Origin of the sequence: Kitasatospora sp. NPDC059462 (assembly GCF_042749955.1) — a bacterium.
In the GTDB taxonomy this organism is placed as follows: Bacteria; Actinomycetota; Actinomycetes; order Streptomycetales; family Streptomycetaceae; genus Kitasatospora.
On record NZ_JBHYUU010000003.1, the window covers coordinates 1 to 21,384 of the forward strand.

Annotated in this window: 18 protein-coding genes; 6 read left to right on the forward strand and 12 right to left on the reverse strand. The window is 75.9% G+C overall.

Going from position 1 to position 21,384, the window contains the following annotated elements:
• Nucleotides 1–302 precede the first annotated feature (302 nt).
• Complete coding sequence (locus ACFXAM_RS01300) at nucleotides 303–1,865, forward strand: protein kinase (RefSeq protein WP_380286893.1); 1,563 nt, start codon at nucleotides 303–305, stop codon at nucleotides 1,863–1,865.
• 100 nt (nucleotides 1,866–1,965) lie between these two features.
• On the opposite strand, the gene ACFXAM_RS01305 is transcribed toward ACFXAM_RS01300, so the two are convergent.
• The 4 genes from ACFXAM_RS01305 to ACFXAM_RS01320 form a co-directional block, all read right to left on the reverse strand.
• Nucleotides 1,966–2,958 (reverse strand): ABC transporter substrate-binding protein, encoded by a 993-nt coding sequence (locus ACFXAM_RS01305; protein ID WP_380286894.1) that lies wholly within the window; start codon nucleotides 2,956–2,958, stop codon nucleotides 1,966–1,968.
• A gap of 81 nt (nucleotides 2,959–3,039) precedes the next feature.
• Complete coding sequence (locus ACFXAM_RS01310) at nucleotides 3,040–3,939, reverse strand: ABC transporter ATP-binding protein (RefSeq protein ID WP_380286895.1); 900 nt, start codon at nucleotides 3,937–3,939, stop codon at nucleotides 3,040–3,042.
• A 15-nt stretch (nucleotides 3,940–3,954) separates the two neighbouring features.
• Nucleotides 3,955–5,007, reverse strand: coding sequence for a FecCD family ABC transporter permease (locus tag ACFXAM_RS01315; RefSeq protein WP_380286897.1), 1,053 nt, complete (start codon nucleotides 5,005–5,007; stop codon nucleotides 3,955–3,957).
• The gene (locus ACFXAM_RS01320) at nucleotides 5,004–6,032 is read right to left on the reverse strand and encodes a FecCD family ABC transporter permease (protein ID WP_380286899.1); all 1,029 of its coding nucleotides are present in this window, start codon (nucleotides 6,030–6,032) and stop codon (nucleotides 5,004–5,006) included. The genes ACFXAM_RS01315 and ACFXAM_RS01320 overlap by 4 nt, the downstream gene beginning before the upstream one ends.
• A 163-nt stretch (nucleotides 6,033–6,195) precedes the next feature.
• Here ACFXAM_RS01320 and ACFXAM_RS01325 point away from each other — a divergent pair, with 163 nt between their 5' ends.
• Nucleotides 6,196–6,828 (forward strand): HAD family hydrolase, encoded by a 633-nt coding sequence (locus ACFXAM_RS01325; protein WP_380286900.1) that lies wholly within the window; start codon nucleotides 6,196–6,198, stop codon nucleotides 6,826–6,828.
• A gap of 21 nt (nucleotides 6,829–6,849) precedes the next feature.
• Here ACFXAM_RS01325 and ACFXAM_RS01330 read toward each other — a convergent pair whose 3' ends face one another.
• On the reverse strand, nucleotides 6,850–7,086 hold the full coding sequence (locus tag ACFXAM_RS01330; RefSeq protein WP_380286901.1) for a hypothetical protein: 237 nt from the start codon (nucleotides 7,084–7,086) through the stop codon (nucleotides 6,850–6,852).
• Nucleotides 7,087–7,578: 492 nt separating this feature from the next.
• Here ACFXAM_RS01330 and ACFXAM_RS01335 point away from each other — a divergent pair, with 492 nt between their 5' ends.
• Complete coding sequence (locus ACFXAM_RS01335) at nucleotides 7,579–7,962, forward strand: cold-shock protein (protein ID WP_350541364.1); 384 nt, start codon at nucleotides 7,579–7,581, stop codon at nucleotides 7,960–7,962.
• Between the two features lie 22 nt (nucleotides 7,963–7,984).
• Here the strand turns inward: ACFXAM_RS01335 and ACFXAM_RS01340 are convergent, their stop codons facing one another.
• From ACFXAM_RS01340 to ACFXAM_RS01355, 4 genes are all read right to left on the reverse strand, one after another.
• Nucleotides 7,985–8,830, reverse strand: coding sequence for a 1,4-dihydroxy-6-naphthoate synthase (locus tag ACFXAM_RS01340; RefSeq protein ID WP_380286902.1), 846 nt, complete (start codon nucleotides 8,828–8,830; stop codon nucleotides 7,985–7,987).
• On the reverse strand, nucleotides 8,823–9,578 hold the full coding sequence (locus ACFXAM_RS01345; RefSeq protein ID WP_380286903.1) for a futalosine hydrolase: 756 nt from the start codon (nucleotides 9,576–9,578) through the stop codon (nucleotides 8,823–8,825). Before ACFXAM_RS01345 ends, ACFXAM_RS01340 begins: the two co-directional genes overlap by 8 nt.
• A 10-nt stretch (nucleotides 9,579–9,588) precedes the next feature.
• The gene (locus tag ACFXAM_RS01350) at nucleotides 9,589–10,122 is read right to left on the reverse strand and encodes a hypothetical protein (RefSeq protein WP_380286904.1); all 534 of its coding nucleotides are present in this window, start codon (nucleotides 10,120–10,122) and stop codon (nucleotides 9,589–9,591) included.
• 76 nt (nucleotides 10,123–10,198) lie between these two features.
• Nucleotides 10,199–11,590, reverse strand: coding sequence for an MFS transporter (locus ACFXAM_RS01355; protein ID WP_380286992.1), 1,392 nt, complete (start codon nucleotides 11,588–11,590; stop codon nucleotides 10,199–10,201).
• 565 nt (nucleotides 11,591–12,155) lie between these two features.
• Between ACFXAM_RS01355 and ACFXAM_RS01360 the strand changes: the two genes are divergently transcribed.
• Nucleotides 12,156–13,037, forward strand: a complete 882-nt coding sequence (locus ACFXAM_RS01360; RefSeq protein ID WP_380286905.1) for a DUF3027 domain-containing protein — start codon at nucleotides 12,156–12,158, stop codon at nucleotides 13,035–13,037.
• A gap of 176 nt (nucleotides 13,038–13,213) precedes the next feature.
• Nucleotides 13,214–16,519, forward strand: coding sequence for a sacsin N-terminal ATP-binding-like domain-containing protein (locus tag ACFXAM_RS01365; RefSeq protein ID WP_380286906.1), 3,306 nt, complete (start codon nucleotides 13,214–13,216; stop codon nucleotides 16,517–16,519).
• Between the two features lie 31 nt (nucleotides 16,520–16,550).
• Here ACFXAM_RS01365 and ACFXAM_RS01370 read toward each other — a convergent pair whose 3' ends face one another.
• From ACFXAM_RS01370 to ACFXAM_RS01380, 3 genes are read right to left on the reverse strand one after another with little or no spacing between them, the layout of a single operon-like run.
• Nucleotides 16,551–16,787 (reverse strand): hypothetical protein, encoded by a 237-nt coding sequence (locus tag ACFXAM_RS01370; RefSeq protein ID WP_380286907.1) that lies wholly within the window; start codon nucleotides 16,785–16,787, stop codon nucleotides 16,551–16,553.
• Between the two features lie 44 nt (nucleotides 16,788–16,831).
• Nucleotides 16,832–19,291 carry an HAD-IC family P-type ATPase gene (locus ACFXAM_RS01375; RefSeq protein WP_380286908.1) on the reverse strand — a complete coding sequence of 820 codons (2,460 nt, stop codon included), beginning with the start codon at nucleotides 19,289–19,291 and terminating at the stop codon, nucleotides 16,832–16,834.
• A 52-nt stretch (nucleotides 19,292–19,343) separates the two neighbouring features.
• Nucleotides 19,344–19,628: a DUF2530 domain-containing protein gene (locus ACFXAM_RS01380; RefSeq protein WP_380286909.1), complete on the reverse strand. Its 285-nt coding sequence runs from the start codon at nucleotides 19,626–19,628 to the stop codon at nucleotides 19,344–19,346.
• A gap of 249 nt (nucleotides 19,629–19,877) precedes the next feature.
• Between ACFXAM_RS01380 and ACFXAM_RS01385 the strand changes: the two genes are divergently transcribed.
• A complete protein-coding gene (locus tag ACFXAM_RS01385) occupies nucleotides 19,878–21,341 on the forward strand; it encodes an NCS2 family permease (RefSeq protein WP_380286910.1) in 1,464 nt (487 codons plus the stop codon).
• The last annotated feature ends 43 nt before the right edge of the window (nucleotides 21,342–21,384 follow it).

Here is a 21,384-nt window from a genome sequence, read left to right on the forward strand (position 1 = left end):
CCCCGGAACGCGCCCGCCGGTCCGGACGGACCGGACCCCGCCGGCCCGCCCGCCCGCAGTCCGGGCGGGCCGGCACCCGCCCGACCAGTCCGACCCGGACCGATCGTGACCCGTCGTCCTGGACGACCCACGAGCCGGCGGTCGGGGATCCGCTGCCCGGTTCCCCGGCCGCCACCCCTTCCGGCGGGCCGCCGCCCCGTCAGGTCGCCGCCGGGGGACCGGTCGTGACCGGGGGCTATCGTGCACAGGTGCACGAGGTGGTCCGGGACCCCGGGCGGGGCCTCTGAGGGGAGCGGTTCCAGGTGATCGGACGCGCGCTGAACGGGCGCTACGAACTCGTCGAGATACTCGGCGTCGGCGGCATGGCCACGGTCTGGCGCGGGGTGGACCACGTCCTGGGCCGCCAGGTGGCCGTCAAGGTCCTCAACGGGGGCCTCGCCGACGACCCGCGGTTCGCCGAGCGGTTCGGCCGCGAGGCGCAGCACGCCGCGATGCTGGTCCACCCGAGGATCGTCATGGTCTTCGACTCCGGGGTCGACCAGGGCTCGCCGTACATCGTGATGGAGCTGGTGCAGGGCCGCTCGCTGGCCGCGCTGCTGGCCCAGCGGCCGGGCCTGCCGGTCGAGCAGGCGGTCGGGATCGCGGCCGCGGTCTGCGAGGGGCTGTCCCACGCGCACGCGGCGGGCCTGGTGCATCGGGACATCAAGCCCGGCAACATCATGATCACCGACGACGGCGGCGTGAAGGTCGTCGACTTCGGCATCGCCCGGGCGGGCTCCTCGCACAACCTCACCCAGACCGCCTCGGTGCTCGGCACCGCCGCGTACCTCTCGCCCGAGCAGGCCACCGCGAGCCCGCTGGACGGCCGCACCGACCTCTACGCGGTCGGCTGCGTGCTGACCGAGATGCTCACCGGGGCGCCGCCGTTCGCCGCCGAGACACCGGTGGCGATCGCCTACAAGCACGTCGGCGAGCAGCCGCTGCCGCCCTCCGCCCGGCGGCCCGGCCTGCCGCCCGCGCTGGACGCGGCGGTGCTGCGGCTGCTCGCCAAGCACCCGGACGGCCGTCCGGCGGACGCCGCCGCGGCGCGGGCCGAACTGCTGGCCTGCGTGCCGGGGCTGGTGCCCGCCGATCCGACCACCGAACTGCTCGCCGCCGCCCCGCTGCCGCCCGCCTTCCCCACCGTTCCCGGCCCGGACCAGCAGCACACCACCCTCCTGCCGCCCCAGCCGGCGCCCCCGGCCCCCACCTCGGTGATGGCGCCGATCCCGGCGGCCCCGCCGCCGGTGCCGCAGCCCGAGCGGGAGAGCCGCCGCAAGCCGATCGTGTTCGGCGCCCTCGGCCTGGCCGGTGTCGCGGGCGCCGCGGTGCTCGGGCTCACCGCCTTCGACGACCCGTCGACGCCCGCCGCCGCGCCGTCCGCCCGCCCGACCGCGACCGCCCCCGCCACCCCGTCGGCGACCCCCACCCCGACCCCGACCGCGACGCCGACCCCGACCGCCACCAGCCCGTCCGCCCGCCCGGTCCCGACGGCCCCCGCCACCACCCCGGCCCCGCACGACCCGGCCCCGCACGACCCGGCCCCGCTGGTCCAGATCAACGCCCTGCGCCAGAGCATCGCGCAGACCCAGGTGGAGAAGGAGCGCGCCCGCCAGGTCGAGCTGCTGCGCACCCTCGACGAGGCCACCGCCCGCCTCAACGAGGGCCGGCCCGACGACGCCGCCGCCAAGCTGAAGAGCGCCCAGCGCACCGTCCGCGACCTCGCCCGGAAGCACGCCGTCGACGGCCAGACCTCCCAGAACTGGAACTCCCGGCTCTCCTCCCTCATCACCTCCCTCAACGCCGTCGCCGACGAGGAGGACTGACCCGTCGTGAGCGCGCGCCACAGGTCCTCGTGGCGCGCCGACGGCGTCCTTCCCGGGCGGCCGGGCGCGGCGCCGGACCTGCCGCGCGGCTGAGCCCCGGTCAGACGCCGAGGAAGCGCTGGAGCTGTTCCAGGACGTAGTTGGCGCCGGTGTAGCCGATCCCCTGGAACCACAGCTGGTCGTCGACGGGGAACGCGCGGTGCGCCTTCACCGCCTCCAGGGACCGCCAGGCGGGGCTCGCCAGGGTGGCGGTGAGGCCGTTGCGGGCCGGGTCGCCGTAGCCCGCGTAGAGGAGCAGGTCGCCGTCGGCCCTGGCGAGCTGGTCGGGCGGGAGCTCCTGGTCGGCCTGGTCGGTGTTCTGGGCGTCCGGCCGGCCGAGGCCGGCGTCGGCGAGCACCGTGCCCGGGAAGGTCTGCCGGCCGTACTGCCGCAGGCCGCCGCCCTCGACGAAGCGCAGCAGGCTGACCTTCCGCCCGCCCGCCCTGGCGTTCGCCAGTGCGGTCACCACCTGGTTGACGTGCCGCTGGTAGGAGGCCGCGAACGCCGCCGCCGCGTCCTGGCGGCTGAGCGCCTGGGCGTGGGTCTGGACGTTGGCCTTCCAGGGCGCGCCGGTGGTCTGGGTGAGCACGGTCGGGGCGATCGCCCGCAGCTCCTCGTAGCGGTCGCCGTCGCGGGTCTGGTTGGACAGGATGAGGTCGGGCCGCAGGGCGCGGACGGCGGCGAGGTCCGGGGCGCCTGCCGGGCCGACGTAGGCGATCCGGGCGAGCCGGGAGGCGGGCCAGTAGTCGGGGAAGGCGTGGTCCGCCGCGGGCCGGGCCGCGCCGACCGGGGTGATGCCGAGGGTGAGCGCGGAGTCCAGTTCGGCGGTGTCCAGGGCGACCACCCGCACCGGCGCGCCGGGCACGGTGACCGGGCCGGTGGCGGTGGCCACGGTGACGGGCGGCAGCGGGGTGGGGGAGGGGGCGGGAGTGTCGGCGGCGGCCGGGGCGCCGGCCGGCGGGGGCGCGGCCGGGCCGGTCGTGCATCCGGTGAGCGCGGCGCCGCCGAGCCCGCCGAGCGCGGTCAGCAGGGTGCGGCGGGTGAGCGGGGGCATCGGGACCTCGGACGGCGGGGAGGGTGAGCGCGGTCCGTCGATTATGTCCGAATTGGTGCGTAATCGGGGTGCAGAACGTCGCTACGCGTCCGCCCGGGCCGTCCACGGCGCGCCGGGCACCACCAGCGGCGTCCCGGTCACCGGATCCGGCACCACCACCGACTCCAGCCCGAACGCCTCGCGCACCAGCTCCGCCGTCACCACCTCGACCGGCGGGCCTTCGGCGACGACCCGCCCGGCCCGCATCGCCACCAGGTGGTCCGCGTACCGGGCCGCCTGGTTGAGGTCGTGCAGCACCGCGACGACCGTCCGCCCGCGCTCCACGTTCAGCCGGCGCACCAGGTCCAGCACCTCCACCTGGTGCGCGATGTCCAGGAAGGTGGTGGGCTCGTCGAGCAGCAGGATGTCGGTGCCCTGGGCGAGCGCCATGGCGATCCAGACCCGCTGGCGCTGCCCGCCGGACAGCTCGTCCACGCCGCGCTCGGCCAGCTCGGCCGTCGAGGTGCGCTCCAGCGCCTCCGCGACCGCCGCCTCGTCCTCCGCCGACCACTGCTGCCACCAGCTCTGGTGCGGCTGGCGGCCGCGCGACACCAGGTCGGCCACCGCGATCCCCTCGGGGGCGGACGGCGACTGCGGCAGCAGCCCGATCCGCCGGGCGATCTGCTTGGTGGGGACGCGTGCCAGCTCCTCGCCGTCCAGCAGCACCGCGCCGCGCACCGGCTTCAGCAGCCGGCCCAGCGCGCGCAGCAGGGTGGACTTGCCGCAGGCGTTCGGGCCGACGATCACCGTGACCTTCCCGTCCGGGATCCGCAGCGAGAGCTCCTCGGCGACGGTGCGCGCCTCGTAGGCGAGGGTGAGGCCCCGCGCCTCCAGCCGGTGGGCGGGCACCCGGTCCGCGGTCCCGGCGGCGTCGACGGGCCCGACGGCGCGGGCGGCGTCGACGGACTCGACGGCATCGACGGACTCGGCGTCGGCGGGCATCGGGACCTCCACGACTCAGGAACCTCCACGGCGGGAGCGGATCAGCAGCCACATCAGGTACGGCGCGCCGACCAGCCCGGTCACCACGCCGACCGGCAGCTCGGTGGGCGCCAGCAGCCGGCGGGCCAGCAGGTCGGCGAGCACGACGACCAGCGCGCCGGTGAGCGCCGAGCAGAACAGCGGGATCTGTGCCGAGCGGACCAGCCGCACGGCGATCTGCGGGGCCACCAGCGCGACGAAGTTCACCGGTCCGGCCGCGCCCGCCGCGCAGGAGGCGAGCACGACGCCGAGCAGCGCCATGCCGAGCCGGATCCGGTTCAGCCGCAGCCCGAGGCCGATGGCGGTGGCGTCGTCGAAGGAGATCGAGCGCTGCGCCCGCGCCGCCCACAGCGCCGGCGGCGCAGCGGCCAGCAGCACCCAGGCGAGCCAGCCGGCCTGGTCGTAGCCGGAGCCGTTCAGGCTGCCGGTCATCCACACCTTGGCGGCCTGCGCCTGGAAGCCGTCGCCCTTGGTGAGGAACACCGAGGTCAGCGAGGAGAGCGCGACGGAGATCCCGATGCCGATCAGCACGAAGCGCTGGGCGTGCAGCCCGCGCCGCCAGGCCAGCAGGTACACCAGCAGGCCGGCCGCCAGCCCTCCCGCGACGGCCGCGTACGGCACCTCGCCGGTGGAGCCGACCACGCCGTACGCCAGCAGGCCGACCACGGTGGCGGTGGCGCCCCAGGAGACGCCGACCACGTCGGGGCTGGCCAGCGGATTGCGGGCGACGGTCTGGATCAGCGCCCCGGCCAGTCCGAGCGCGGTGCCGACCAGCAGGCCGACCACCACCCGGGGCAGCCGGAACTCGCCGACCACCAGCTCGTGCGGGCTCGGCCGCCCGAACACCACCTTCAGCACCTCGCCGGGCGCCACGGTGGACTCGCCCAGGCAGAGCGAGGCGACGACGGCGGCGGCCAGGGCCGCCAGCAGGCCGAGCGCCGCCCAGGCCGAGCGCCGGTGCAGCAGGAAGGAGGCGCCCCGGGCGCGCACCACGGTGTAGCCGCGCAGCGGCACGGTCGGGGCCGTCACGCCGCCACCACCGTGCGCCGCCGGACCAGGGCGACCAGCACCGGCACACCGACCAGTGCGGTCATCACACCGGCCGGGACCTCGGAGGGCGGGAACAGCACCCGGCCGAGGGTGTCGGCGAGCAGCAGCAGGGCCGGGCCGAGCACGGCGGAGAGGGCGAGCACCCAGCGGTGGTCGGCGCCGGCCACCGCGCGGGCGGCGTGCGGCACGGCGAGGCCGACGAAGGCGACCGGCCCGGCCGCGGCGACCGCCGAGCCGGTCAGCACGGTCGCGCCGAGCGCGCCGACGGCCCGCACCAGCCCGGTCTTCGCGCCGAGTCCCTTGGCGGTGTCGTCGCCGAGCGCCAGCGCGTCCAGCCCGCGCGCCACCGCGAACACCAGCACCGTGCCGACGGCCAGGAACGGCAGCAGCTGCCAGGCGACGTCCGCGGTGCGGCCGGAGAGCGAGCCGACGTGCCAGAACCGGAACTGGTCCATGGCGGCCGCGTCGGTGGTGAGCACCAGGGTGTTCAGCGAGGCGATGAACGCCGAGACCGCCGAGCCGGCGAGCGCCAGCTTGACCGGTGTCGCCCCGCCCCGGCCGCGCCCGGCCAGCCCGTACACCACCACGGTGGCGACCACCGCGCCGGCGAAGCCGAACCAGACGTAGCCGGTGAGCGTGGAGATCCCGAACGCGGAGATCGCCAGCACCACGCCGGCCGCCGCGCCCTGGCTGACGCCGAGGATGCCGGGGTCGGCGATCGGGTTGCGGGTGATGCCCTGCATGACGGTGCCGGCCAGGCCGAGCGCCGCGCCGACCGCGAGGCCGACGACCGTGCGCGGCACCCGCAGCTCGCGGACCACGACGGCGTCGGTGGAGTCCCCGCCGTGCAGCAGGGCGTCGAGGGTGTCGCCGAACGGGATGTTCCGGCTGCCGACCGCCAGGCTCAGCAGCACCGCGGCGGCCAGCACGGCCAGCGCGGCGGCGAGCCACAGGATGCGGCGGCGCAACAGGCCGGCTCTGCCGGGCGCGGTGGTATCGGTCATGGCTCTCTCTCGCAGATAGCTCAGGTAAACCTAAGTTCCACGCCGAAGCCGGGGCAAATCGTTACTTCGCGCAGGTCGGGGGTCACCCGGCTCGCGCGGGGTCGCGCGGGGCGGCCGGGCCGCGCGGGCCGGGCCGGCCCGCCCCGTTGGGTAGCCTGGCGGCATGCCTGCGACCCCGGACGCCCCGCTCACCGTCGGCTTCGACCTCGACATGACGCTGCTGGACACCCGGCCCGGTATCCGCGCCACCTACCTGGCGCTGTCGGCCGAGACCGGGACCGCCATCGACGCCGACCTGGTGGTCACCCGGCTCGGGCCGCCGCTCCTCGACGAGCTGCGCAACTGGTTCCCGGCGGAGCGGGTGGAGGCGGTCGCGCAGCGCTACCGCACGCTGTACCGGGACCACGCCTTCGCGCCGACCGTCCCCCTGCCCGGCGCGCACGCCGCCCTGGACGCGGTCCGCGCGCACGGCGGCCGGGTGGCGGTGATCACCGGCAAGTACGAGCCGAACGCCCGGCTCCACCTGGAGCACGCGGGCCTGCGGGCGGACGCGGTGGCGGGCGATCTCTGGGCGGAGACCAAGGGCGACGCGCTGCGCGAGCACGGCGCCACCGTCTACGTCGGCGACCACCTCGGCGACATCCGCGGCGCCCGGCACGCGGGCGCCGTCGCGGTGGCGGTGGCCACCGGCCCGTACGGCGCCGAGGAGCTCCGGGCGGCGGGCGCGGACGTGGTGCTGCCCGACCTCACCGCCTTCCCGGCCTGGCTGGCCGGGCACCTCGCCGAGGCCGTCTAGCCGGATCCGGCGCGCCCCGGCTCAGGCGTTCGCGCGGGAGCGGCGGCGCTGGGCCCGGGCGGAGAGCAGCAGGCCGGTGAGGGCGAGCAGGAAGCCCAGCGGCATCAGCATGCTCAGCCAGTACGCGGCCGTGGGCAGCGGCGTCAGGTGCAGGAACAGCGGCACGAAGGTGACGAGCGTGGCGAGCGCGCCGAGCCCGAAGACGATCGCTCCGGCCTTGACGTAGACCTCGCCGCGGTCGGCGCTCTGGCTGCTCACGGGGCTTGCTCCTCTGCGGCCGGGACGGCGGGTTCGGCTGCCGTCCCAGTCTCGCAGAGGCCGCCGGGGGCCGGTGCCGCGCGGTGCCGGGCGGCGGCGGCCGCGACCGCTTCGCGGACGAGCGGCCCGGTCACGTTGCGCAGTTTTCCGGGCGCTGGGAGTTTTGATCCCTGCTGGGCGGGGGTATGCAGGCTGTGCCGAGGGGTGCGATCAGTGCGCCCCGCTCTCTCCGACCGGGGGTGCGAGCCTGTGGACAGCGCCGAGCCGCGCCCCGGCCATGCCGGCCCCGGATCCGCCGTGGCCGCCGGAGCTCCGTACGGATCTTGTGCGGAACGCGGATGAGACAGTGACGGACCGTTAGTCTGCTCCTTACAGCGTGCTGACCGTACGCGCCCCTGCGGGCGTGCCCCCAGGCCGGCCCGCTCTCCCACCACCCAGCGATCCCCGGCCAGGGCCCGGGATCCCTCACACCCACATCGAGGACTGTTCGAGATGCCCACCGGCCAGGTCAAGTGGTTCAACGAGACGAAGGGCTTCGGCTTCCTGTCGCGCGACGACGGCGGCGACGTCTTCGTCCACACCAAGGCGCTGCCCGCCGGGATCACGTCGCTGAAGCCTGGCCAGCGGGTCGAGTTCGGCGTGGTCGCCGGACACCGCGGCGACCAGGCGATGCAGGTCCAGCTGCTGGACGCGCTGCCGTCGGTGGCCGCCGCCCAGCGCAAGAGCCCGGACGACATGGCGGCGCTCGTCCAGGACCTCATCACGATGATGGACGCGGTGCTGCCGGGCCTGCAGCACGGCCGCTACCCGGCCAAGCCGGCCGGCCAGAAGCTCGCCGTGCTGCTGCGCGGGGTGGCCGACCAGTTCGACGTCTGAAGCGGGCCCCGGACGCGCAGGCTCAGAAGTCCAGCGCACCCGGGCCGAGCGGGGGCACCAGCCCCTCCGCGGCGGCCCGGGTGAGCAGCGCCCGCACGGCCGCGTGCCCCTCCTCGCCGAGGTCCGCGGTGAACTCGTTCACGTACAGCGCGATGTGCCGGTCCGCGACGGACGGGTCCATCTCCTGGGCGTGCTCCAGCACGTACCCGCGGCTGGCCTCCGGGTCCTCCCAGGCCTGCCGCACGGAGGCGCGGATCGCCCCGGCGAGCTCCCGCAGCCGCTCGGTGCCGAGCGAGCGCCGGGCGATGATCGCGCCCAGCGGGATCGGCAGTCCGGTCTCCCGCTCCCAGGCCTCGCCCATGTCGGCGAGGCAGCGCAGGCCGTAGTCCTGGTAGGTGAACCGGGCCTCATGGATGACCAGGCCGGCGTCCACGCGGCCGTCCCGGACGGCGGGCATGATCTCGTGGAACGGCAGCACCACGATCCTCCCCAGGCCGCCCGGCACCGCCTTCGCCGCCCAGAGCCGGAACAGCAGGTAGGCGGTGGACCGCTCGGAGGGGACGGCCACGGTCCTCCCGCTCAGGTCGTCGCCGCTCTCCGGGCGGGTCAGCACCAGCGGGCCGCAGCCGCGCCCCAGCGCGCCGCCGCAGGGCAGCAGGGTGTACTCGTCCAGCACCCACGGCAGGGCGGCGTAGCTGACCTTGAGGACGTCCAGCTCGCCGCGCTCGGCCAGGCCGTTGGTGACGTCGATGTCGGCGAAGGTGACCTCGGGGGCGTCCGCGCCCGGCACCAGGCCGTGCGACCAGGCGTGGAAGACGAAGGTGTCGTTGGGGCAGGGCGAGTACGCGATGCTCAGCCGTTCAGCCACGGCCGGCCTCCTTCACTAGCGCGGGGTGGGGCAGGGCGGCGAAGGCGCGCTCCAGCGCGGCCAGCGCCTCGCCGATCCGCCAGGCGGACCGGTCGCGCGGGCCCACGGCGTTGGAGACGGTCCGCAACTCGAACGACGGCACGCCGTGCCGGGCGGCGGCCTCGGCGACCCCGAAGCCCTCCATCGCCTCGGCGACCGCGTCCGGATGGCGGGCGGTCAGGGCGGCGGCGCGCCCGGCGCTGCCGGTCACCGTCGAGACGGTCAGGACCGTCCCGGTGACCGCGCCCAGGGCCTCGGCGGCCAGTGCCACGGCGGCCGGCGGCGGGGTGTGCCGGACGCTGCCGAAGCCCAGCTCGGTGACGTCGGCGAAGCCCTCGGGGGTCTCGGCGCCCAGGTCGGCGGCGACGATCGCGGTGGCGACCACGGTCGCGCCGGGCGCCGCCCGGGGGGCGAAGCCGCCGGCGATCCCGGCGGAGAGCGCCAGGTCGTAGCGGGCGGCGGTGAGCGCGGTGGCCGCGGCGGCCGCGGCGGCGCCCGGGCCGACCCCGGCGGCCAGCACGTCCACCGTCACGCCCGAGGGGTGGGCGACGCGGTCCAGCGCGCCGCCCGGCAGCGCCACCCGCTCCCGGGGGCCCTGCGGAGCGCCCAGGCCGCGCAGCACGGCATCGGCCTCGGCCGGCACCGCGACGACGACGAGCAGCCGGGCCCGCGCGGGGTCCGACTGCTCGCCGGGGAGTCGTACCGTCACCGGACGACCGTCAGCTGTCCTGGGTGTTCAGCTGGAAGTACCAGACGGCGTAGATCGAGTCCGGAGCCTTCGGGTCGGTCTCGACCACGGTGATGAGGGTCTTGCCGGAGGCGTTGAGCGCCTTGCCGGCCGGGACCGAGCCCGAGAACGTGGCGTTGCGCGCCGCCGAGGCCAGGATGAAGCGGCCGCCCTGGCCCTGCTGGCCGCCGTTGGTGTTGGCCCACCAGCCGCGGTCCGCCACCTCCGGGCTGACGCCGACGCCGATCCGGTCGCTGACCGTCACGTCGGACGAGGGGAGGGTGCCGTCCTCCAGGGCCTTGCCGGCCTTGTCCTGGCACTCCTCCTGCTGCTGCTCGGTCAGCGGCTGGCCGCCGTTGAAGCAGAACGGGTCGTGGGCCTGCGAGGAGTTGCCGACCACCAGGGTGGCGCGGTGGTCGCTGATCTCGTGCTGGTTCGACGCGTAGGCGATGGACCCGCCGACCGTGCCGGCGGCGATGACGACGACGGCGCCGAGGCCGGCGACTGCGCGGGTGCTGAGGCTCATGCGTCAGAGGCTACCGGGCTTTCGCGATCACGCCGCGCGGGGGTCGGAAACCGCGTGTTGTCCGCGGAACCGCCCGCTACGCCACCCGGGGCGCGGCCGGGCGGTGGCGCACCCCCACCCGCAGGAGCGAGCGGAGCGTCCAGAGCAGCACCGCGCCGACCACGGCGGCGGCCACCGACAGGCCGAGCGCGCCGTTCAGCGGCAGCAGGATGCCGACCGCGCCGCCCGCCACCCAGGACAGCTGGAGCGCCGTCTCCGAGCGGGCGAAGGCGGAGGTCCGCACGGACTCGGGGACGTCCCGCTGGATCAGCGCGTCCAGCGAGAGCTTGCCCAGCGAGGCCGCCAGCCCGGCCGTCCCGGCGACCGCCACCACCGTCACCGTGCCGTACCAGAGCGCCGCGGCGGCCGTGGCGCAGCCGGCCAGCAGCAGCATCGCGGTGACCGTCAGCTCCGGGCCGCGCGGGCGCAGCCAGGCGCCGAGCACCGAGCCGAGCGCGTTGCCCGTCCCGGCGGCCAGCGCCACCAGGCCGAGCGCGAGGGTCGGCCGCAGGCCGCCGACCGGGTCGTCGCGCAGCAGGAACGCCAGGAACAGCACCAGGAAGCCGACCAGCCAGCGCATCGCCGCCATCGCGCGCAGCGCCAGGATCACCGAGGGGCCGACGGTGCGCAGCGAGGCCCTGGGCCGCTGTCCGGCGGCGGCCGGCCCGCCCGTCCCGGCGCCGTCCCGGCCGGTCGGCGCAGCGTGGCGGCGGTCCGCCGGGTGCTCCTCGGCGTGCAGCACGGCGCGCTGCTCGCCCTTGGCCGAGTCCACCTCGTGCGGCAGGTGGAAGGCCATCAGGGTGCCCGCCACGAACACCAGGAAGGCGCCGCGCAGCGGCCAGCCCGGCCCGATCAGGTGCAGCAGCCCGCCGACGCCGGCCGCCACCATGGTGGCCAGCAGCCCGGCCAGGGTGACCCGGGAGTTCGCCTTCACCAGGGAGAGCCGGCTGGGCAGCAGCCGGGGCACCACCACGCTGCGCACCACCCCGTAGGCCTTGGAGGCGACCAGCACGCCGAGCGCCTCCGGGTAGAGCGCGAGCCCGCCGCCGGCCACCACGCCGGCCATCGTCCAGGCGAGCACCGCGCGGGCCAGCATCGAGGTCGCCATCGCGGCCCGGCGGCCGTGCGGCAGGCGGTCCAGCAGCGGGCCGATCACCGGCGCCAGCAGGGCGAACGGCGCCATGGTGACCAGCAGGTAGAGCGCCACCCGGCCGCGGGCCTCGCCGGTGGGCACCGAGAAGAAGATGGTGGAGGCGAGCGCCACGGTGATCAGCATGTCGCCGAAGGCGTTCAGGGCGTGCAGTTCGATGAGCTTGGCCAGGCCCGACTCGCCGGCGCCCTCGGCGGCGGTGGCCCGGCGGATCCGGCGCCCGGTGCCGTGCACCACCTTGCCGGTGCGCGAGCCGGCCGCGGAGGCGGTGCGGACCAGGAAGTGCCGGCGCGGCTCCTCCGCCTCCGCCGTTTCCGCCGTCTTCTCCGCTTCTGCCGCTTCCTGCGCGACGGGCCCGGTGGCTCCGGGGCCGTCGGCGGCGGGCAGTGGCGAGGGGTCCACCGGCTGCGGTTCGCCCGCAGCGTGGACCGGAGGCTGCTGTCGCGGCACCGCGTTCGCCTCGTCGGGAATGCCGTCCTGCGAGGCCCGCAGTGCGTGCTGCGACGGGTTCTCGTCCGCCACATGCCCATCCTGCCCCAGAATCGGGACGACAACGCGGGATTCCGCTCCGCGCCGCGCGGCCGACGGCCGGTGTTCCCGTTCCGGACGCTCCGGAGCCACTGCTGACGCCCCGGACTGTGCCGGGCGGCCGACCGGCGGGTAGCCTGCCCAGGGTCCGCCCGACGGCCCGACCGGCGCCGGCGGACCTGCCGAGCGGCGCGGCCGGTATCCGCGGCGGCCCGCGGTCGCGCAGAATGGACGGGGAAACCGAGCCGCGACGGAACAGGCAACTCGCCGTGGGCGACAGAAGAACTGGGAGAGAATCGACGCCGTGAGTGCTGCGATGCGAAGCCGTACCCCTGATCGGCTCTGTGCCGAGGCCGTCGAACTCGCCCGCCAGGCCGCCGAGGACGCCGTCGGTGCCGAGACCGTCGGCGCGCACCTGGGTGTCCAGGCCGAGGCCGACCGTGTCGTCACCCACACCTTCGAGTGCCTGGACGCGGCGTACCGGGGCTGGCACTGGGCCGTCACCGTGGCCCGCGCCCCGCGCGCCAAGAACGTGACGCTGGACGAGGTCGTGCTGCTGCCCGGCGCCGACGCGATCCTCGCCCCGCAGTGGGTGCCGTGGAGCGAGCGGCTGCGCCCGGGCGACATGGGCCCCGGGGACCTCCTGCCCACCGACGCCGACGACCTGCGCCTGGAGCCGGGCTGGACCGGCGAGGACGAGCCCGCGCCGAACTCCGCGGTGGCCCAGGCCGCGCAGGAGGACGTGCTGGTCTCCGACCCGGACATCCAGCCGGCGCCGGTGCGCGCGCAGATCGGCGCCGTCGCCGACGAACTCGGCATGGGCCGCAGCCGGGTGCTCTCCCGGCTCGGCATGCACCTGGCCGCCGACCGCTGGGAGAAGGCGCACGGCCCGCAGACCCCGATGGCGCAGTCCGCCCCGGCCTCCTGCGTCAGCTGCGGCTTCCTGGTCCCGATCGGCGGCACGCTCGGCCAGGCCTTCGGCGTCTGCGGCAACGAGTTCGGCCCGGCCGACGGCCAGATCGTCTCCTTCGCCTACGGCTGCGGCGGGCACTCCGAGGCGGCCGTCATCCCGGCCCCGCCGGCGCCCGCCGAGCTGATCCTGGACGAGCTGGTGGTCGAGCCGCTGCCGCTGCACCCGGACCGGCTCTCCGGCTCGGTCGAGCCGGACGCGCCCACCGAGGAGCTCGGCCACTCCTGAGCGCAGCCGCCCGCGGCCCGTCCCACCCACCCGGTGGGGCGGGCCGCCGCCGTTGCCGCCCGCATCGCGGTGGGCCCGGAGGCGTGCCGCCGCCGGGGGCGTGTCCGGAGCAGTCCTTCCGGCAGGGAAGAATGCCCCCGTAGGGCACAACAGGGCGGCGGAAGGCGGCAGGTCCAGTGGAACCTCGGATCATCGGCAGCGGCACGGACGAGCACCTCGCGGACCCCTTCGGCAGCGCCGAGCTGCGCCGTCGGGTGCTGGACGCCTGGGCCGCCTCCCCGGCCCGGTTCCGGGAGGACGCCAACGCCGAGGAGGAACTGGCCCTCGGCGGCTACCGCGACCGGCTGGTCGTCGAGCTGGCGCAGAACGCCGCCGACGCCGCCGTCCGCGCCGGGCAAGGCCCCGGCCGGCTGCGGCTCACCCTGGCGGACGGCGTGCTGGCCGCCGCGAACACCGGCGCGCCGCTGGACGCCGCCGCCGTGGAGTCGCTGTCCACCCTGCGCGCCTCCTCCAAGCGGGGCGGCCACGACACCACCGTCGGCCGGTTCGGCGTCGGCTTCGCCGCCGTCCTCGCCGTCACCGACGAGCCCGCCGTGCTCGGCTCGGCCGGCGGGGTGCGCTGGTCGCTCGGCGAGGCCCGGGCGCTGGCCGGGGAGCAGCCCGCGCTGGCCGACGAGCTGCGCCGCCGGGACGGCCACGTCCCGCTGCTGCGCCTGCCGTTCGCCGCCGAGGGCCCGGCGCCGGAGGGCTACGACACGGTGGTGGTGCTGCCGCTGCGCGACGCCGCCGCCGAGGACCTCACCCGCCGGCTGCTGGCCGGCGTCGACGACGCGCTGCTGCTCACCCTGCCCGGCCTGGCCGAGGTGGTGGTGGAGACCTCGGAGGGCACCCGCACCCTGACCCGTACGGCCGCCGAGCCGCGGCCCGACGGGGTCACCGAGGTGACCGTCACCGACGACGCGGGCGGCGGGCTGCGGCGCACCGTCTGGCAGACCGCCGAGGCGGCCGGCGCGCTCGGCGCCGACCTGCTCGCCGACCGGCCCACCGAGGAGCGCGCCCGCCCCTACTGGACGGTGACCTGGGCGGTGCCGGTCTCCGACGAGGGCGCCCCGCAGCGGCCCGCGATCGCCCCGGTGCTGCACGCGCCCACCCCCAGCGACGAGCCGCTCGGCCTGCCCGCGCTGCTGATCGCCTCCTACCCGCTGGACTCCACCCGCCGGCACGTCGCCCCCGGCCCGCTCGCCGACTTCCTCACCGAGCGCGCCGCCGACGCCTACGCCGACCTGCTGCGCGCCCGCGGCGGCGACCTCGGCTCGCTCGGCCTGGTGCCCGGCCCGCTCGGCCAGGGCGCGCTGGACAACGCGCTGCGCGCCGCCGTGCTCTCCCGGCTGCCCGGCACGCCGTTCCTGCCGCACCCGGCGCCGGTCGAGGAGGGCACGCCCGCGCTGCGGCCCCGGGACGCCACGCTGCTGGAGGGCGCGGACGGCTCGGTGGTCGAGGCGCTGGCGCCGATCTTCCCCGGCCTGCTGCCGGCCGGCCTGGAGCGCCGCACCGAGCTGCGGGTGCTCAACGTGCGCCGGGTCCCGCTCGCCGAGGTGGTCGACCAGCTGGGCGGCCTGGACCGGGAGCCGGCCTGGTGGCGCAACCTGTACGCGGCGCTCGGCGGCGCCGACCCGGAGGCGCTCGGCGCGCTGCCGGTGCCGCTGGCCGACGGACGGACGATCACCGGCCCGCGCCGCGTCCTGCTGCCCTCCGACGACGCCGACTGGGCGGCCTTCCCCGGCTATCCCGAGTCGCTGGCCGGCGCGCTCGCCGTGCTCGACCTGCGGCTCGCCCACCCGGAGGCCGCCCACCCGCTGCTGGCCAAGCTCGGCGCCGGCGCGGCCACCCCGGCCGGGGTGCTGGACACGCCCGAGGTGCGGGCCGCCGTCGCCCGCTCCTACGAGCTGGCCGAGGACGACCCGGACGCCGCCGCCGACCTCGCCGAGGCGGTGCTGGCGCTGGTCAGGGCGGCCGCCCCGGCGCCCGGCGAGCACCCCTGGCTGGCCCGGCTGGCCCTGCTCGACGACGAGGGCGAGCCGGCCCGCGCCGGTGAGCTGCTGCTCCCCGACAGCCCGCTCGCCGCGCTGGCACGCGAGGACGACGCCGCCTGGGTGGACGACGAGCTGCTGGAGCGCTGGGGCCCGGAGGTGCTCGCCGCCGCCGGCGTGCCGGCCGAGTTCGTGCTGGTCCGCGCCGAGGACGTGGTGCTCGACCCCGACGACCTGGAGCGGCTCGACCCGACCGCGCCCACCGACCGGGCGGCCGGCGGCCACCCCACCGGTCTGATCGACGAGGCGCCGGACGGCCTGGCCGACTGGGCCGAGGACGCCCTGGAGGCGCTGCACGCCGACGACGGGGACACCGTGGGCGTCCCGCCGGTCGCCGCCGAGCTGCTCGCCGTCCGCGACCTGGACCTGGTGGACGACGACGCCTGGCCGCAGGCACTGGCCGCGCTGGCCCGCCCGCCGTACCGGGACGCCGTGGTCACCCCGGTCCGCACCCTGCTGCCGGACGGCTCGTACGCCGACCTGCCGCCGTACACCGCCTGGTGGCTGCGCGACCACCCGGTGCTGGACGGCCGGGAGCCCGCCGGGCTGCGCGCGGCCGGCGCCGACCCGCTGCTGCGCGGCCTGTACGACGAGGCCCGCACCACCCTGGACGAGCAGTTCCTGCACGCGCTGGGGGTGCGCACCACGCTGGCCGCGCTGCTCGCCGAGCCGCACGGGCCGGACGAGGTGCTGGACCGGCTCACCGACCCGGCCGCCGAGGTCGGGCACCGCCAGCTGCACGGCATCCACAGCGCGCTGGCCCGGGTCGAGCCGGAGCGGATCGAGCCGCTGGACGTGGTGCGGGCGGTGCCGCCGCTGGACCGTGCCACCGGCCGCCGCCCCGACCGGACGATCGTGGTGGACGCCTCCGAGGCGGTCGTCGCGGACGCCCCCGACCTGGTGGAACTGCTGCACGACCACCCGCTGCTGCCGGTCGCCCCGGCGCTCGCCGCCGACCTCGCCGAGCGGCTGCACGTCTCGCTGGCCAGCGAGGTGGCCGGCGGCCGGGTGCTCTCCGAGGGCGCCCTGCACCGGGTGCCGGCCGTGGTGCGGGAGCTGCTGCCCGGCTGCCCGGCCGCCTACGAGGAGCACGAGGAACTGCTGGTGGTCGGCCCGGACGGCGAGGAGGCCGCCGTCGACTGGCGCTGGGACCCCGCGGCCGGCACCCCGGAGGCGCCGTACGACCCGGAGTCGGCCGAGGAGGCGGACGAGGACGACGAGTTCGAGGTGCCGCCGGTGCCCGGGCTGCTGCACGCGGCCACGCCGGAGGGGCTGGCCGCCGGGCTGGCCTGGTCGGTGGGGCAGTGGCACCGCCGGTTCGAGGTGCTGGCCGCGCTCAGCGAGCCGGACCGCGCCTACGAGCTGTCCGCCGCCCGCGACTTCGAGGGCTGAGTCCTCGCCGCCGTGCTCCGGTTCCCGTGCCTCAGGAGCGGGAGCCGGAGCGGGTCCGGCCGCGGGCGGTCAGCCGCAGGTAGATCGCCAGGGTGATCACCACCCAGGCGGCGGTCAGGACGGCGATCACCACCTTGGTCAGCCGCGGTCCGGCGTCGATCCCGGCCAGCGCGCCGGCCCCCGCCATCGCCAGGGCCAGTACCCCGGTGGCCAGCAGCCCGCCCAGGAAGGCCGCGAAGGCCTCCAGCTCACCGCCCCTGCGTCCCATCGCGGCACCCCCCTGTCGCCCGCTCCCCGGTCCCCGGTCCCCGGTCAATCATCGGTCCGGCGGCGCATGATCCGCCAGACCACCTCCAGCACCAGCCCGGCGGCGACCGCGATGGCGACGCCGATCCACGGGTCCCGGGTCCCGGACAGCGAGAGCTGGAAGAAGTCCGAGAGCCACGGCACGGTCAGCACCAGGGTGAACGCCCCGCCCATCGTCCCGATCAGCAGCAGCCGCCACCAGTTGTACGGGCGGGCGACGATCGCCAGCACCCAGATCGCGACCAGGAAGAGCGTCAGGGTCGCCACGCTGGTGTCCGACTCCAGATCGGTCGCGTGGTCGGCGCGGGCCAGCGCGTACGCGGTGAAGGTGGCCGTCCCGGCGATCAGGCCGCCCGGGATCGCCAGCCGCAGCACCCGGCGCACGAAGCCGGTGCGGGCGCGCTCGTTGTTGGGCGCGAGCGCCAGGAAGAAGGCCGGCACGCCGATCGTCAGGGTGGACAGCACGGTGGAGTGCCGGGGCAGGAACGGGTACGGGGAGTGGGTGAAGATCACCAGCAGCGCCAGCAGCACCGAGTAGACCGTCTTGACCAGGAACAGCCCGGCCACCCGCTCGATGTTGCCGATCACCCGGCGGCCCTCGGCGACCACCGAGGGCATCACCGCGAAGGAGTTGTCGAGCAGCACGATCTGGGCGACCGCCTTGGTCGCGTCGCTGCCGCTGCCCATCGCCACGCCGATGTCCGCGTCCTTCAGCGCCAGCACGTCGTTGACGCCGTCGCCGGTCATCGCCACGGTGCGCCCGCGCGACTGCAGCGCGCCGACCAGCCGGCGCTTCTGCTGCGGGGTGACCCGGCCGAAGACGGCGGTGCGCTCGGCCGTGTCGGCGAGGGCCTGCGGCTCGGTGGGCAGGGTGCGGGCGTCCACCGGGTGCTCGGCGCCGGGCAGCCCGAGGTGGGCGGCGACCGCGCCGACCGAGACCGCCGAGTCGCCCGAGATCACCTTGGCCTCGACCCGCTGGCCCTCGAAGTAGCGCAGCGTCTCGGCGGCGTCCTCGCGCAGCCGCTGGCGGAGCACCACCAGGGCGAGCGGCCGCAGCCCGGCGGCCGGGTCCGGGGCGTCCAGCGGGACGGGCGTGCGGCCCAGCAGCAGCACCCGCAGGCCCTGGGCGCCCAGCTCGTCCACCTCGGCCAGGGCCGGGTGGCCGGAGGGCAGCAGCACGTCGGGGGCCCCGAGCAGCCAGCTGGCCTCGTCGCCGCGCGGCTCCAGCAGCTGCACGCCGCTCCACTTGCGGGCGGAGGAGAACGGCATCGCCTCGATCACCCGCCAGCCGTCGCGCCGCTCGCCGCTGCCGTCGCCGTAGGCGTCGAGCACGGCCTGCATCGACGGGTTGGGGCGGGCGTCGGCGCCGGCCATCACGCCCAGGGCCTGCCGGACGGTCTCCTTGCGGGCGCCGTCCTCCGGTCCGCCGGGCTCGTCGGCCTCGATGATCCGCAGGTCGACGACGTCCATGCCGCCCTCGGTGAGGGTGCCGGTCTTGTCCAGGCAGACGGTGTCCACCCGGGCCAGCCCCTCGATCGCGGGCAGCTCCTGCACCAGGCACTGCTTGCGGCCCAGCCGGACCACACCGATCGCGAAGGCCACCGAGGTCAGCAGCACCAGGCCCTCGGGCACCATCGGCACGATCCCGGCGATCATCCGGCGGACCGCCTCGCGCCAGTCCCGGCCCTCCACCGCCAGCTGGCTGATGATCAGGCCGATCGCGGTCGGCACCAGCAGCCAGGTGATGAACCGCAGGATGCTGTCGATGCCGCTGCGCAGCTCCGACTTCACCAGGGTGAACCGGCTCGCCTCCTCGGCCAGCTGCGCCGCGTACGCCTCGCGGCCGACCTTGGTGGCGGTGAACGCGCCCGCGCCGGCCACCACGAAGCTGCCGGACATCACCGGGTCGCCGGGGTGCTTGAGCACCGGGTCCGGCTCGCCGGTGAGCAGCGACTCGTCGATCTCCAGGCCGTCCGCCTCGGTGACCTCGCCGTCGACGATCACCTTGTCGCCGATGCCGAGCAGCACGGTGTCGTCCAGCACGATCTCGCCGACGGCGACCTGCTGGGCGACGCCGTCGCGGCGCACCTGGGGCCGGGCCTCGCCGATCAGGGCGAGGCTGTCGAGGGTCTTCTTGGCGCGCAGCTCCTGGATGATGCCGATCGCCGTGTTGGCGACGATGACCAGGCCGAACAGGCCGTCCTGGAGCGGGCCGACGACCAGGATGATCGCGAACATCACGCCGATGATCGCGTTGAACCGGGTGAAGACGTTGGCCCGGACGATCTCCCGGGTGGAGCGGCTGGAGCGGACCGGAACGTCGTTGACCTCGCCGCGGGCGACCCGTTCGGCCACCTCGCCGGCGGTCAGCCCGCCGTGCCGCCCGGGCAGCAGCCCGAGCGGGTGCGCGCCGTCCGGCTGGTCACCGGCGGGCTGTTCCTCGGCGGGCTGCGCAGGCTGCGTCATGGCACCGACTCTACGGGTGCCTTATGTCCGATGCGTGCTACTAAAGGACTGTTCAGTCCGACCGGGTGGCCGGATTCTGCGCCTCCGCGGCGGCCGCCGCCCGGCTGCGCGCGATGGCGTCCCGGCGGGCCCGGCAGTACCAGAGGCCGATCAGTCCGAGCCCGCCGCCGGCCAGGCAGATCCACGGCCAGCTGCCGTGGCCGTGGTCGGAGAGCGTGCCCCAGAACGGGAGCAGGACCACGAATGCCACGAACCAGAGCACCGTGCCGCCGCCGACGATGGCGACGTCGTTGGCCTCCAGCGGCGGGGGAGAGGGGTGCAGTGGCGTCTTGGGCATGGGCCCTAGGGTACGGTGCGGGCGTACGTCCGATCGATTCTGGCGGGGGCTGTACGCGCCCGTTACGTGGGTTATTCGTTCTACGCGCGAAGATAGCGTACGAGCGATCGAGGAACCCATACTTGTCTCTCCGGTCGGTCGCGGCATGCTCAGGACACCGTGCTTCGTGCCCGTCCCACCGGGTCGCCCGGCGCCACCGTCGTTCCCGGGCGGGTCCCCCTCTCCTCCGCCCCCCACAGAGGACGCAGCATGCCCGTGGCCCAGCCGACCACCGAGTCGCCCGAGCCCGCCCAGCCCGACACGCCGAAGCCCCCGTTCGGCGCGCTGGACCGCTACTTCCGGATCAGCGAGCGCGGCTCCACCCTGCCGCGCGAGATCCGCGGCGGCGTCGCCACCTTCTTCACCATGGCGTACATCCTGGTGCTGAACCCGATCATCCTGGCCAGCGCCACGGACATGACCGGCGCCCACCTGGACAGCGCCCAGCTGGTCACCGCGACCGCGCTCACCGCCGGTCTGACCACGCTGCTCATGGGCGTCATCGGCAACGTCCCGATCGGCCTGGCCGCCGGCCTCGGCGTCAACACGATCGTCGCCCTCCAGCTCGCCCCCAAGATGACCTGGCCGGACGCCATGGGCATGGTCGTGCTGGCCGGCTTCGCGATCATGCTGCTGGTCGCCACCGGCCTGCGCGAGCGGGTCATGAGCGCCGTGCCGCTCGGCCTGCGCAAGGCCATCGCGATCGGCATCGGCCTGTTCATCACCCTGGTCGGCCTGGTCGACTCCGGCTTCGTCAGCCGCATCCCGGACGCCGCCCACACCACCGTTCCGCTCCAGCTCGGCACGGGCGGCCACCTGCTCGGCTGGCCCGTCCTGGTCTTCGTGCTCGGCCTGCTGCTCACCCTGGTCCTGGTGGTCCGCAAGGTCCCCGGCGCGATCCTGGTCTCCATCGCCGTGATGACCGGCGTCGCCGTCGTGATCGACAAGCTCGCCGACATCCCCGCCCTCAGCTGGGGCCTGACCGTCCCGGCCTGGCCGGGCAACCCGGTCGCCGCCCCCGACTTCGGCCTGGTCGGCGAGGTCAGCCTGTTCGGCGGCTTCGAGAAGGTCGGCGTCCTCACCGGCGTGCTCTTCGTCTTCACCGTCCTGATGTCCTGCTTCTTCGACGCGATGGGCACCATCCTCGGCGTCGCCGACGAGGCCCACCTGCTCGACGAGAAGGGCGACCTGCCCGGCATCAACAAGGTCCTGATGATCGACGGCATCGCCACCGCGGCGGGCGGCGCCACCTCCTCCTCCGCGAACACCTGCTTCGTGGAGTCCACCGCCGGCGTCGGCGAGGGCGCCCGCACCGGCTTCGCCTCCGTCATCACCGGCGGCCTCTTCGTGGTGGCGCTCTTCCTCACCCCGCTCGCCACCATGGTCCCCGCCCAGGCGGCCACCCCGGCCCTGGTCACCGTCGGCTTCCTGATCCTCGCGAACTCCGTGCGCGACATCGACTGGTCCGACTACACCATCGCGATCCCGGCCTTCCTGACCATCGCGATGATGCCGTTCACCTACTCCATCACCAACGGCATCGGCTTCGGCTTCATCACCTTCTGCGTCCTGCGCCTCGCCACCGGCCGCGGCCGCGAGGTCCCGCTCCCGATGTACGCCGTCTCCGCCGTCTTCGCCTTCTACTACCTGATGCCGGCCCTCGGCCTGCTCTGACCCCCGCCGACGGCCGAAGCGGCCCCGCGCTCCCTCCGGAGCG